General features: G+C 67.8%; 14 protein-coding genes and 1 pseudogene. 1 reads left to right on the forward strand and 14 read right to left on the reverse strand.

Annotated elements, in window-relative coordinates; genetic code table 11:
- The 14 genes and pseudogenes from BN10_RS17465 to BN10_RS13220 all read right to left on the reverse strand — a co-directional run.
- A partial coding sequence (locus tag BN10_RS17465; protein WP_040751835.1) for a hypothetical protein occupies positions 1-253 on the reverse strand: 253 nt, incomplete at its 3' end.
- A 25-nt stretch (positions 254-278) separates the two neighbouring features.
- Positions 279-614 (reverse strand): hypothetical protein, encoded by a 336-nt coding sequence (locus tag BN10_RS15875; protein ID WP_010851748.1) that lies wholly within the window; start codon positions 612-614, stop codon positions 279-281.
- Positions 615-767: 153 nt separating this feature from the next.
- A complete protein-coding gene (locus tag BN10_RS17470; RefSeq protein ID WP_010851749.1) occupies positions 768-1,100 on the reverse strand; it encodes an FtsX-like permease family protein in 333 nt (110 codons plus the stop codon).
- A 334-nt stretch (positions 1,101-1,434) separates the two neighbouring features.
- Entirely contained in the window at positions 1,435-1,671 is a 237-nt protein-coding gene (locus BN10_RS17475; RefSeq protein ID WP_198014059.1) for a hypothetical protein, read from the reverse strand.
- 77 nt (positions 1,672-1,748) lie between these two features.
- Positions 1,749-2,466: pseudogene (gene ftsE, locus BN10_RS13175) on the reverse strand (cell division ATP-binding protein FtsE).
- A gap of 144 nt (positions 2,467-2,610) precedes the next feature.
- The gene (locus BN10_RS13180; protein WP_010851751.1) at positions 2,611-3,084 is read right to left on the reverse strand and encodes a TY-Chap domain-containing protein; all 474 of its coding nucleotides are present in this window, start codon (positions 3,082-3,084) and stop codon (positions 2,611-2,613) included.
- 4 nt (positions 3,085-3,088) lie between these two features.
- The gene (gene prfB, locus BN10_RS13185) at positions 3,089-4,201 is read right to left on the reverse strand and encodes a peptide chain release factor 2 (protein ID WP_010851752.1); all 1,113 of its coding nucleotides are present in this window, start codon (positions 4,199-4,201) and stop codon (positions 3,089-3,091) included.
- 30 nt (positions 4,202-4,231) lie between these two features.
- Entirely contained in the window at positions 4,232-4,729 is a 498-nt protein-coding gene (locus BN10_RS13190) for a pilus assembly protein TadG-related protein (protein WP_010851753.1), read from the reverse strand.
- The gene (locus BN10_RS13195; RefSeq protein ID WP_010851754.1) at positions 4,726-5,193 is read right to left on the reverse strand and encodes a TadE/TadG family type IV pilus assembly protein; all 468 of its coding nucleotides are present in this window, start codon (positions 5,191-5,193) and stop codon (positions 4,726-4,728) included. The genes BN10_RS13190 and BN10_RS13195 overlap by 4 nt, the downstream gene beginning before the upstream one ends.
- Entirely contained in the window at positions 5,190-5,633 is a 444-nt protein-coding gene (locus BN10_RS13200) for a TadE family protein (protein WP_084311075.1), read from the reverse strand. The genes BN10_RS13195 and BN10_RS13200 overlap by 4 nt, the downstream gene beginning before the upstream one ends.
- A gap of 3 nt (positions 5,634-5,636) precedes the next feature.
- A complete protein-coding gene (locus BN10_RS13205; protein WP_010851756.1) occupies positions 5,637-5,825 on the reverse strand; it encodes a hypothetical protein in 189 nt (62 codons plus the stop codon).
- Between the two features lie 38 nt (positions 5,826-5,863).
- Positions 5,864-6,775, reverse strand: coding sequence for a type II secretion system F family protein (locus BN10_RS13210; protein WP_010851757.1), 912 nt, complete (start codon positions 6,773-6,775; stop codon positions 5,864-5,866).
- Between the two features lie 8 nt (positions 6,776-6,783).
- The gene (locus BN10_RS13215) at positions 6,784-7,647 is read right to left on the reverse strand and encodes a type II secretion system F family protein (RefSeq protein ID WP_010851758.1); all 864 of its coding nucleotides are present in this window, start codon (positions 7,645-7,647) and stop codon (positions 6,784-6,786) included.
- Positions 7,644-8,873, reverse strand: a complete 1,230-nt coding sequence (locus BN10_RS13220; RefSeq protein ID WP_010851759.1) for a CpaF family protein — start codon at positions 8,871-8,873, stop codon at positions 7,644-7,646. The genes BN10_RS13215 and BN10_RS13220 overlap by 4 nt, the downstream gene beginning before the upstream one ends.
- A gap of 175 nt (positions 8,874-9,048) precedes the next feature.
- On the opposite strand from BN10_RS13220, the gene BN10_RS13225 reads away from it, so the two are divergent.
- Entirely contained in the window at positions 9,049-13,107 is a 4,059-nt protein-coding gene (locus BN10_RS13225) for an FtsK/SpoIIIE domain-containing protein (RefSeq protein ID WP_010851760.1), read from the forward strand.
- The last annotated feature ends 68 nt before the right edge of the window (positions 13,108-13,175 follow it).

Below are 13,175 nucleotides of genomic sequence, written 5' to 3' on the forward strand. Positions count from 1 at the left end.
TTGCCTTCACCGCGTCCTCGGCCTTGGCCTTGGCATCCTCGCTGTCGCCCCGCAGGGCGGTGAGGTGCGCCTCCTGGGCAACCTGACTCGCCTTGGCGGTGGCCAACTTGGACAGCGTGCTGTGCTGCGTGTCCATCACCGCGCCGACGAGGGCGAGCCGGTCCGCGAGTTGCTGCGGGGAGTCGGCATCGACCGCGGCATTGAGCGAGCCCAGTCCCTGTTCCATGTAGACCTGCCCGGCGAAGGCTGCCACCCGCCCCCGGCCAGCGACGATCTGGTCACTGGTGGCGGCCAGTTGGTCCTCGGCCTTCTTCTCGTTCGCCTGGGCAAGTTTGAGGTCGGCTGCGGCCTGGGCATCGGCGGGCTGCCGCGAGTTGCCCCTCGGCGGCGGTCAGGGCCGCTTGGGCGCCGGGGATCTTGGCCTCGGTTTCCTTCAGGGCCAGGTATGCCGCGGCCAGGCCGGCCTCGGTGTCGTGCAGGTCTTCACGCAACTGGCTCAGCGCCGAGTCGACCGACCGTTTCTGGGCATCGGGATCGTCGGCACCGGCGAGCACCAGCACCATCCCGACCAAGAAGAACAAAGCCGGTCGGCACCACGAGCGGACCGACCGCATGAGCAGGGATCTCCGCGAGCGAAGGGCGCACCCGGCACACTCCGCTGACGGAGCAGACGGCACATGCGTACCACCGGACCAAGGAGATCCGCTGCAGACGCGTCAGGCGTAGCGGCGTCAGGGTGAGTCAGACGAGGACGTAGCGCAGCAGCGTCACCACGGACCACACCACCGAGATGAGCCAGGCCGACCCCGACCACGAGCGGCACGATGCTGAGCAGGTCGCCGATCGTCACGAACGGGATGAACGGCAACTTCACGGACAGCCGAGCCCTGCAAGACGAACTCGAGGAAGCCCCACAGCACCCCGACCGCCAGCGCGACGCCGATCAGCGTGGCCACGATCACCACCTCGAGCAGGAACGGCAGCCGGATCGACCAACTGCTGGACGCCCCGACCAGCCGCATGATGCCGATCTCGCGGCGTCGGACGAAGGCCGACAGCCGCACCGTCGTCGCCACCAGCAGCACGGCACACACCGCCATGAGAGATGGCGAACACGAGCGCAAAGACCAGGACAGCCGGTTGATGAGCGGTGAACAACTTCCCGAGCACCTTCCCCTGGTCCAGCACCCTCGCCACACCGGGAGCACCCTCGAACGCGCTGGACACCACGGCGAACTTCGTCGGGTCCGACAGCTTGACCCGGAACCACTCCGGCATCTCGTCCGACCTGCACCGACTCCGCGATCGCCCAGTCCCGGAACTGCTCGACGGAACCGGTCGAAGGCCTCCTGCGCGGACTCAAAGAAGACCCGCTCCACCACCGGCATCGCAGCGAGTCCAGCTGCTCGATCAGCTCGGCCTTCTGGGCCTCGGTCACCTCGCCTGCACGTCGCAGGTCGGCTCGAGCGAGCGCCCTCGGTGCACAGCGAGATCCAGACCTCGACCCGGCCGTACCAGAAGCCCTTCATCGTCGTCGACCTGCAGCGAGGCCAGCAGGCCCAAACCGAAGAACAACACCGACACCATGGTCACCAGCACGACCGAGACCGCCATCGACAGGTTGCGGCGCAAACCGGTCCAGATCTCGCCGAGAATGAAACCCAAGCGCATCAGGCACCACACTCGTAGCAGGCGGAGGCATCGAAGTCCTCTTCGGGATCGGGTTCCCAACTGACCGGTGCCTCGGGCTAGTCCTGGCTCGCGAGCTCGGCAGTAGTACGCTCGGGGGCGTAGGTGCCTTCCGCGACATCGCGGACCACGCGACCGTCCTCGAGCTCGACGACCCGGCGTGCGCATCTCATCCACGATCGCACCGTCGTGCGTCGCCATCACGATCGTCGTGCCCGTCCGGTTGATCCGGTCGAGCAACCGCACGATGCCGAGGCTCGTGGCCGGGTCGAGGTTGCCGGTGGGCTCGTCGGCCAGCAGGATCTGCGGCTTGTTGACGACGGCGCGGGCGATCGCAACGCGCTGCTGCTCACCACCGCTCAACTCGTGCGGGAGGCGCTTGCCCTTGTCGGCCAGGCCCACCATCTCGAGGGTCTCCGGCACCAGGGTGCGGATCGCGTGCCGCGGCTTGCCGATCACCTGGAGGGCGAAGGCGACGTTCTGCGTGACCGTCTTGCCGGGCAGCAGACGGAAGTCCTGGAAGACCGCCCCCATCTCGCGACGCAGACGCGGCACCTGGCGGGAGGACATCTGCCGCAGTTCGTGACCCGCGACCATCACCTCACCGTCGGTCGGCATCTGCTCGCGCAGGGCGATGCGCATGAGGGTGGACTTGCCGGAGCCGGATTTGCCGACGACGAACGCGAATTCGCCCCGGGCGATCTCCAAGGAGACGTCGTCGAGTGCCGGAGCGGCCCCGGGGGCGTATCTCTTGGTCACGTGGTCGAAGCGGATCATGGTGGTGCAGTCGGCCTCACGGCTCGGGGACAAGGCAGGGGCCCGGACAGGCCCGGCCGGTTCGAGGATAGGTCGGGTAGGGGCCGAATCCGGGGATTACCGTGTTCGGCGTGTGCCCTGTGTGACGTCTGTGACTGCCCGCGGTCAGGTGCGGATGACCACCGAACGCGCGTCGTCGACGCCGAAAACGGTTCGCAGGGTCTCCCCGGCGAGGCTCGCCGCGCGCTGGGCGTCACCCTCGGGCAGGTATGCCGCGCTGGGCACGTCGTCGGGGATCCACCGCACGTAGGCCGGCCCGTCGGTCGGGCCCGGTCGGTGCCAGCCCAGTGCTTCGAGGTGTTCCTTCTCCGTGGAGGTCAGCGGGAAGCCGATCTCCTTGTCGTCACTGACACAGCGCGCGATGAGGTGATCCTCCGAGCGCTCGAGGGTGACCCAGGGCGTGAGGGTGGGGTGCTTCTGCCCGAGCACACGCCGCAGGCCCGAGATCCGGCCGGGGCGCGCGAACTCCTCTGGAGCCTCGATCGTCAACCGATGGCCGTCAGCCAGTGCCATGACGGCCTGGGTCAGGTGGTCATGGACCAGCGCCCACGACGAGGAGTAGCCGGGCGGGATCGACACCGGGTCAGCCTTCGGCCTTGCGCTGGGCGATCTGCCAGCGGATGCCGGCCTCGATGAAATCGTCGATGTCGCCGTCGAAGACCTTGTCCGGGTTGCCGGTCTCGTGCTCGGTCCGCAGGTCCTTGACCATTTGGTAGGGGTTGAGCACATAGGAGCGCATCTGGTCGCCCCAGCTGGCCTTGATGTCGCCGGCGAGCTCCTTGCGCTCCGCAGCCTCCTCGGCCTTCTTGAGCAGGAGCAGTCGCGACTGCATGACCCGCAGGGCGGCCGCGCGGTTCTGGATCTGGGACTTCTCGTTCTGCATCGACACGACGGTCCCGGTGGGGAGGTGCGTCATGCGAACGGCCGAGTCGGTGGTGTTGACCGATTGCCCGCCCGGGCCGGAGGAGCGGAAGACGTCGATCTTGAGCTCGTTCTCGGGGATGTCGATGGAGTCGGTGCCCTCGATGAGCGGGATGACCTCGACGGCGGCGAAGCTCGTCTGGCGGCGGCCCTGGTTGTCGAAGGGGCTGATCCGCACCAGGCGGTGGGTGCCGCCCTCGACGGAGAGGTTCCCGTAGGCATAGGGCACGTTGACCTCGAAGGTCACCGACTTGAGCCCCGCCTCCTCGGCATACGAGGTGTCCATGACCTTCACGGCATACCCATGCCGCTCCGCCCACCGGAGATACATGCGCAACAACATCTCGGCGAAGTCGGCGGCGTCGACGCCACCCGCGCCGGCGCGGATCGTGACGACCGCCTCGCGCTCGTCGTACTCCCCCGACAGCAGGGTGCGCACCTCGAGTTCGCCGACGGCCTTGGTGACGGCGACGAGTTCACGCTCGGCCTCGGCGAGCGTCTCGGCGTCGTTCTCCTCCTCCCCCATCTCGACGAGGGCCTCGAGGTCGTCGATGCGGGCGTCCATGCCGGTGACCCGGTCGTGCTCGGCCTTGGCGCGCGACAGAGACGAGGTGACAACCTGCGCCTTCTCGGGGTCGTCCCACAGAGTTGGCTCGGCCGCCTTGGACTCCAACTCGGTGATCTGCGCCTGGAGCGCGGTCAGGTCGGTCACCTCACGCACCGACGCCATGGTCGAGCGGAGGTCCTTGATCGCCTGAGTGAAGTCGACAGCCACGAGGGTCAAGCCTACGTGAGGGGGCGAGACTCAGCGCACGGCGGCGCGAGCCCGCGAAACGACCGTGACATCGAGGGCGGCGCGCGTCGTGATCGCTGAGGCGAAGGGAATCGGGACGTGACCGGTCAGGACCACGACGGCCGTTTGGCCATCTGGTGTGCCGGTCCCCGGAGACAGACCCCACTGGGTAATGCCGTTCGGTGGCGACAGGGTGGCCAGGTGATCGGCCGCCGCCCGTTGGACAGAATCGTCCGACACCGGGACGGCTGATCCAACACCCGTCGTCGCGTAGGTGGCGTCCTCGAAGGCGTTGGCGGCGACGAGCGCCGCGCTGTCGGCGGCGTCGAGCAATCGCATCCTGGCCAGACTCACAGCGGTGATGGCCGCAGTGGTGAGGATCAGGAGGATCGCGATGATGGTCATCCCGAGCACGAGCAAGCCGATCTGCCCCTCGTCCCGGCCCCGCAACCCCTCCCATCGTTGAGCGAGTGCTCGCGCGCCCGGCCCCTTGCGCACATCGCCCCTCACGGCGCACTCCGGAACCGGTCGACCCGGCTCACACCCTGGGCCCGCAACGGCACCTCGAGGGGGATGACGCCGCGCGCGAAGGTCGGGACCAACGGCAGCGGCACGCGCACCTCCGCCTCACTGACCACGGCGGCCCCCGGAGTCAGGCAGGGTGATGCCTCGCAGGCCACGTAGAGAGCGGTGCCCTCGGTGAAACCGAGGTTGGCGAGCGCCACGTTGCTTGCCGCGTGGGCGCGCGCGTACGCGGCGGAGTCATCAGGTGCGGTCACGAAAGCCCGTCCGGACTCACGTACCGCCGCGCTCACGGCATACGACCCCGCCTGGAGGCGACCGAGCATGAGAATCAGGTAGATGAGCGGAATCATCAGCAGCACGGCCAAGTAGACGAACTCCACGGCGGCACTCCCCTCCTCACCGGCGGCCCGCCTTCGCACCCAGAGGTATGCCGCGCGCAACCTGGTCATTGCGCCTCGGCGAACGCTCGGGCCGTGACCGACAGACCACGGCTCGGACCGAACGGGCCGATGATCGGCGCCGGCGCCGAGACACGAACGACGATCACGCGCACTCCCCCTTGGATCTCGGATCCGACGTCGACGGACTCGGCATACCTGCTGGACAACTGTTCGGAGATGAGCTCCCGGGCGCGAGCCTGACCATCGGCAGGCGAAGCGTCGGCCCGAGCACCCATCCGTGCGCCCTCGGCGGCCGAGGCAATGAGGGTGTTGCGGGTGTGGAGGAACAGGCCCAATTGCATGAGGCCGACGAAGATGAAGGACACGAGCATCGAGACCATGACGAAGTCAGCGACTGCAGCACCGCTCTCATGGTCTGGCTGCGCAGTCCTCGACCCCCCTTGTGGCCCCTTGTCCCCCGGGGCAATCCCCCCTGACGCTGCCCGCATGGCTCAGGTGAGCGAGTCCATGGCCTGTTCGAACAGGGCCACCAGTCGAGGCCGGGCCACGATGAGCAAGGCCGACACCAGCATGGCCGTCATCAAGGTGATCAGCACCCACCCCGGGACATCCCCCCGTTCCTTGTCGGTCCGTTGCCAGCCGCGTAGCGCGCGACTGGTCGAGATGCTTCTCCGGTTCATGGTTGTTCTCCTTTGGGTCGGGTGTCAGGTCTGATGGGTCAGAAGGTGAAATCGAGGAAGTTCAGGCCTGGGAAGACCGCGAAGACGATGGTCACCGGCAAGACAAGGAACACGACCGGCACCATCATCGCGATCTCCTTCTTGCCGGCGGTCTCCATGACGGCCCGCCGTCCGCCTTCGCGAACGTCCTGTGCCTGAGCGCGCAGGACCTCGGCAAGGGGGGTCCCTCGGTCGATGGCGACGACCAAGCCGTCGACGAACCGCGCCAGGGCAGGGAGTCCTGTGCGGTCAGCGAGGCCGGACAGCGCAGCCGGCAACGTGGCTCCCGCACGGGCATCGGCCAGACAGTGCCGCAACTCTCCTGCCAGTTCTCCACCACTCAGTCGACAGACCCGGTCGAGCGCGCCGACGGCACCCTCTCCGGCGCCGACCGCAAGGGCCAGGAACTCGGCGATCGTCGGGAACTCGGCCAACATTCGTTGCTCGCGCGCAGCAGCACGTCGCGACAGGACGTGATCCCAGACGACGACTCCGAGGGCGGCGCCGATGACTGGTAGCAGGATGGCGAGGAACGCGCTGGCGCCGTGGATCGTGGCCAGCACGGACATGGCGATCCCCAAGATGGCGCCACCGGTCCCGCACAGGACTTGCTGCGCACGAAATCGGTCGACGTCCGGCGCCTGCCCCGCTCTGAGCAGCCTTCGTCGAACTGTGGGTCCGTCGCCGATGACACGATCGATGACTGCCCCGCCGCTGGCGAGGAGCGGCACGAAAACTGACGGGACATGGCTCAGAGGTCGGCGGTTGACGAGCAGGCCACTGGGGCGTGCCTGATCCACCAAGTAGGGCAGCACTCGATCGGCCAGACCATGCCGTCGGTTGGTGGGTAGCCTCCGCCAGATCAGGTTCAGGCCCAGTCCGAGTGCGGCACCGAGGAGGAGGCCCGCCATGGTGAGCGTCAACGCAGCACCCGACCTTCCTCTGGCAGGCGCGCGATGCGCAGCATCGCCCAGTAGGCGATGGCCGACACGGCCGCGCCACCGGCCAGCACACCAACACCCGTGAGGCTGGAGTAGGCGGCGACGGACTCGCGGCGACCGCTGAGGATGAGGAGGACCAACCACGGCGCGGCAACTGCCAGGCGAGCTGCGTTGACCGTCCACGACTGACGGGTCTCGAGCTCGGCGCGCGTGCGGGCGTCTTCACGCAGGAAGAGCGACAACGTCCGCAACAGTCGGCCGAGGTCGCTGCCGCCCACCTCGCGCGCCATGCGCAGCGACTCGATGAGTCGATCACCGACCGGATCGCTGAGCCCCTCCTTGAGGCGGTCGAGGCAGTCGTGAAAGCGGCCGGTCAGACGGTAGTCCTCCGCGAAGGCCCGGAATGCCGTCCTCAGCTCCTCGGGTCCACGAACACTCAACTGCCCGAGCGCCTCCGGCAGGGCGAGACCGGCGCGCACACCAGAGGCCACGTTGTCGATGGCATCGGGCCAGAGCTCACGCAGCCGTGCGCGTCGCCGGCGCGCTCGCACCCGGACGAAGACGATCGGCGACCAGCCGGCCATCAGCGCAAAGCACAGCGCCAAGGGCGCGGCGCCCACGACGAGTTGGAAGATCACGAAGACGATGACGAAGGTGCCCATCGCGAAGGCGATCAGTGTTCCGACTCCCAGTCCAGGAATCCCCGATTGGACAATCTCGTCCGCCAAGCGATCGCGCAGTCGGTTTCGAGTGACCCGCCGTTCGGCCGGCGGGACCCAGAAGGAGGACCAGACGAGGAAGAGGCCAGCACCCAACATGAGCCCCAGCGCCAACCCTGTCATCGATGGTCCTGCGTGAGGATTCGGTGCACGTCGATACCGGCGCGGTCGAAGCGCTCCTGGTGAGGAGGAAAGCCGTCGCCCCGCACCAGGGTCCCACCCCGACTGTGGAAGATCTCAGAGGTCTCGATGACGTCGCCTTCGACCCGCCCGGGCACCGCGACAATCTCGCGGACCACTCGTCGCCCGTCCCGCTCCAGGGCTGCGTGGACGACGACATCGACTGACGCTGCGACAGTGGGGACCACAAACCTGCTCCCGACGTTCTCCCCAGCGAGCAGCGGAAGGGTGCACATCTTCACGATCGCTTCGCGCGCGCTGTTGGCATGGATGCTCGCCATGCCGGGCAGGCCGCTGTTGAGGGCAAGGAGCAGGTCGAGGCTCTCGGCCTGCCGAACCTCCCCGACGACGATGCGCGAAGGCCTCATCCGCAACGCCTCCTTGACCAGACGACGCAAGGGCACCTCCCCGGTCCCCTCGAGCGAAGGCTGCCGACACTGCATGGCTGCGACATCTCTGAGCGGGATCTTCAGTTCGAAGACCTCTTCGACCGTCACCACCCGTTCGCGTGGGGGAATGGCCGCGCCGAGACAGTTGAGCAGGGTCGTCTTTCCTGCTTGCGTCCCACCGGCGACCAGGATGTTGAGCCCCGCCGCGACGCAGGCCTCGAGGAACGCGCTGGCCGCTGGCGTGAGGGTGCCAATGCGCACCAGGTCTTCGAGTCGGTCCGCCCGCACGACGAACTTTCGGACATTGACGAACCAGTCCTCCCGCGTGATGTCGGGAATCACGACGTGGAGGCGAGATCCGTCCGGCAATGTGGCATCGACGAACGGCGACGAGAGGTCGACCCGACGTCCCGAGGACTTGAGCATGCGCTCGACCAGGTCGCGAACCTCGTCACGAGTCAGCACCGTGCTCGTCAACTCCGACACCCCACCCCTGGCGACGAAAACACGAGTGGGTTGATTGATCCAGATCTCCTCGATCTCTGGGTCGTCAAGATACTTCTGGAGGGGTCCGAAACCGGCGACGCTGTCCCACACCTCTCGGGCGACCGAGTCGACGTCGTCGAGAAACGGCATACCCCCGTGAAGGGAGCGCGCGTCGTAGTCCGCCACCGCGTCGCGGACCAGTTTTCGGGTCGCGGCTTCGTCCCGCATCGGATCAAGGCCCGAACGCCGGATCAACTCCTCAACCTCGGAACGCACCGTCGCCAACGCGTCCATGCAGCCACCTCCCCCTGGCGGAAACCCCCAACTCTCCTGCCATCAAATCAAACGAAGCGGCCCACTCGCACCTTGTCCACAGGCCCTGACCATTTCTTGACCAAGAGCACCCAATGCACGCAGACCCTGTGGACAGCCGCCGCGAGGGTTGGCACAAGACCTACCGTCGGGTCGCATGGACCTGGTGCTGAGTGTGCGAAGGCTGCCGACCGACGTGGCCGGGGCACCTCCGGCGATCGACCTACGAGTGCGTGGTGAGCTTGTCACTGCCGGTGAGTTGGCCGCCTGTGCCGCAACCCTTTTCGGTATGCCGCGGGCCCACCTTCACGTGTCCGGGATCGCCGTGGGTGAATCCGAGCTCGTCGGTCGGTGGCCGCTCGTGCACGGAGCCAGTGTCGTCGCACACCCCGAAGTGGCGCTGGCACCGGCCCGTGTTCCGGTCAGACCTTCCACGCCCTTCGACGTCGTGGCCACCGCCGGACCGGACTGTGGCCGGCGAATCACCCTGTCTCGCAGCGGTATCACGGTCGGACGGGGTGACGTCGACCTATCCCTCCACGACGACACGCTGAGCAGGCGACACGCCCGGATCAGCGTCGAGTCCGGCCATCTCAAACTGGTCGACCTGGGCTCGACGAACGGATCCACGATCAGCAACGATCCGGGCACCGACTCGACCGGCATTACTGTTGATGATCGAATCAAGTTGGGCCACAGCGTGATTGAGCTTCGTCCGCGAATTGCTGCTGGGCCTCCTCCTGCGCCGGTCGAGGTCGCCAACGGGCGACGACTGCTGCCAGTTGGTGCGTGCCCACCCGACCCTCCTCCCGTGGTCACGGTGACGCAGCCACGGCCGCCCGAACCTGTGAGCGCGGCCGCCTTTCCTTGGATCACGATGCTCGTGCCCCTGCCCATCGCCGCGGTTCTCGCCGTCGCCTTCGGACCGCAGTTCCTTCTCTTCGCGTTGCTGGGACCGGTGACGTCCGGGGCGTCGTGGTGGCAGGACCGTCGCCGTAGACACCGGGAGGAAATCGCCCGCACCGAGTTGTTCGGCGCGGAGCAGCATCGGGCAATGCAGGCGATCGTCGAGGCGACGGACCGCGAAGTCACTGCTCTGAACCATCTGGCGGGGGACACCGACCGTGTCCTCCAATCCGTCCATGCCTGCCGCCCGCCGTGGTGGGCCACCGATCCAGGTGGCGAATCATGCGCCGGGGTCACCAACGTGAATTGGCCTCGGGGTCTGCCCGTGCGCCTGGGCTTGGGATCGCCGGCGAGCCGCACCGTGCGCATCACGGGCGCTGATGGTCAGGCGACGTCGCCGACGCTCGCCGATGCACCGGTCGTCATCGACCTCCAGACTGTCGGCGGACTCCGCTTCTTCGGCGATCGCTCACGCGCGCACGCCGCCCTTCGACAGGTTGTCGGGGGTCTGGTTTCTCGGCATCCACCCTCCCAACTCGCCCTCGTCGTGGACCTCGGCGCGACAGGTGAGAGCGAGGCGGCCTGGCTTCGCTGGCTGCCGCACACGGCATGGATCGGCCCTGATTCCGACGCTGCCGCGCGCACCGTCGAATCCGGGAGGGTGGTCCTGTCGATCACCTTCGCGAATGACGTCCGGGCACAGACTGGTCCCGGGGGGCCTGCGGTGACCCTGCGCCGGGTCGGCAACCAGGGCTCATTCGCTGACCTCCTGCTGGGTTCTGATGACGACGTGTTGCGGCACCCCGATGGGGACACGTCGTTGGTCACCGACGGAGTCGGCCCGTGGTGGGCAGAGCGCTTGGCGCGGGCGATGGCCGGGCAGGCACCATTGCTTGCGTCGACCGCAACTCACGAGCATGCCCCGTGGGCTCATCTACGTTGTGAGGTGCTGGCCATCCGTTCGCTCGAGCCCGCGTCCGTGAAGGCCTTGCTCACCCAGTGGGAACACTTCGGTCCCCGCACCGGTCCACGCGCGGCAGCCGTGGTCGGTCAAAGCGGCGAGGGTCCGTGGACGATCGACCTGGACACCGATGGTCCTCACCTCTTGATCGCGGGCACGACCGGATCAGGCAAGTCAGAGGCCTTGCGCTCGCTCGTCTCAGGCCTGGCTCTCAGGCTGCCACCGGAGTCACTCACCTTCCTCCTCATCGACTACAAGGGCGGGTCCACGTTCACCCTGGCCAGACGCCTGCCCCACTGTGTCGGCGTGGTGTCGGATCTCGATCCCGCACTTGCAGAACGCGCACTGCGATCCCTGCGCGCCGAGGTCAAACGGCGCGAGTCAGCTCTCGAGGCGACGGGTTCGGACACCATCCACGCCCACAACGCCGCCACCTCCCACGACCCGTTTCCCCGATTGGTTGTCGTCGTCGACGAGTTCCGCGTCCTCGCCCAGGAGATCCCCTCGTTCCTCGACGGCCTCGTGCGTCTGGCCGCCGTCGGGAGGTCGTTGGGCATTCACCTCGTTCTCGCCACCCAGCGCCCGGCGGGAGCCATCACTCCCGACATCCAGGCCAACATCGGCACCCGGATTGCTCTGCGCGTGCGGGACGATCAGGAGTCAGTGCAGGTGATCGGTGACTCCAGGGCTTCTCAGGTGCCGCGGAGCTCTCCCGGCGCTGGCTTCACCCGATCGACGGACGGCGATCTCGCCCCCGTGCGTGCATGTCACATCACGCGCATCCTTCCGACTCCGGTCGAGGAGCCCACACGCTTCGATCCCGTCCCTCCCGACGACCTGCCTTCACCCATGCCCACCGAAAGCGCAGGTCCGGGTGAGTCCGACGAGACCGTGGAGGACGCCCTCGTCGCACTGGTCGAGGCAGCACATGCCCGTCGGGGCATCGGCCTCCCCCGCACCCCATGGCTGCCACCCTTGCGGGCGCTCATCTCGATCGACGACCTCGAGTCACCCGTGCCTGACACGTGGCCCGTCGGGCTGGTCGATCTCCCCGACGAACAACTCCAGCTCGGGCTCACCTGGGCTCCGGATGACCCGCCCTGGCGGATCATTGGCGGGCCGCGGTCCGGCCGGTCGACTGCCTTGGCCACCATCGCCACCGCGGCCTCGCTTGCTCTGGGCGACCGACTGCACGTGTATGCCGTCTCGGCGTCACCGGCGGTTTCACCCCTCGATGCGCTCTCGACCGTCGGTGCGGTGATCATGCCTGACCAGATCGGGCGACTGCGCCGCTTGGTGGAACTCGTGCGGGGTTTCGAGGGTGATTCCGCTCCGGATGACCACCTTCTGCTCCTCATCGACGACGTCGCGCTGGGCGCCGGCCCGGACACTCCCGCTGCGGGTGCCCTCAAGGATTTGGTGCGGATGGCCACGGACCCCTCCACCGGCCGGGTGAGTCTCGTCCTGGCCGGCGCCCGGTCCCTCGCGACGACACGCTTGGTCGACGGCGGCCCCACGATCTGTCTGCCTGGGCTGGACAGCGGCGACCTCTTGCTCCTCGGCATCCGGCCTTCGGTGGCCCAGACACTCACCGGGCCCGGACGTGGTCTCCGCGTCGAGGACGGAGCTCTGGTCCAGTTCGCGGTCGCCGACGGTTGCCGAGCCATCCCACGACGGCGACGGAGACGAGTCCGTGCGTTGGAAGACCTACCCTCGCTGGTCGACCTGGCGGCACTCCTGGCCGTCGATGCATCTGGGCCGGGGCGGCCGTCCTCCCGGCAATCGTGGGAAGTCCGACTGGGGGTCGGAGACCCGTCGGTCGAGATCCTCTCGTGGGATCCGATGCGCGACGGAAGAGTGCTCGTCGTGACAGGACCAGCGGGATCAGGTCGGACGTCCACGGTGCAGGTCGTGGAGCGTCAAGCGGCATGCGCCGGACGTCGCATCCTGCACCTTCCCGATGACCTGCACGCCGCGGCGGCACTGGATCTGGAGCGAGGATCCTGGCTGGTCTCGATCGACGACGTCGAAGGGCTGGGGATTGACGGTGAGGCAGCGCTGGTCAAATGCCTCCAGGCGGGAGCCGATGTCGTCGTGGTCGTGTCGGCCCTGCGGCATACCGTGGCCTCTGCGTATCGCGGCGCGCTCCCGGGGCTTATTGCCCGCGGATGTGCCGTGCTCCTCCAACCGGCGAGCCCACACGACGGCGACCCCTTTGGGTCACGCATCGAGCCGGCCGCCACCCTGACACCGGGCCGCGGCGTCTTCCTTCGCCGCGGACGGACCAGTGAGATCCAGATCGCCCTGCCCTCCGCCGACGAACCCGCCGAGCCAACACCTGCTGCCTGACCACCCACGACGCGGTCGTCAGCGGCACCCAGATCTCGCACCGCGACACACCCATACCTGTAGTCGGC

Source organism: Phycicoccus elongatus Lp2, from assembly GCF_000367525.1.
Lineage (GTDB): Bacteria > Actinomycetota > Actinomycetes > Actinomycetales > Dermatophilaceae > Phycicoccus_A > Phycicoccus_A elongatus.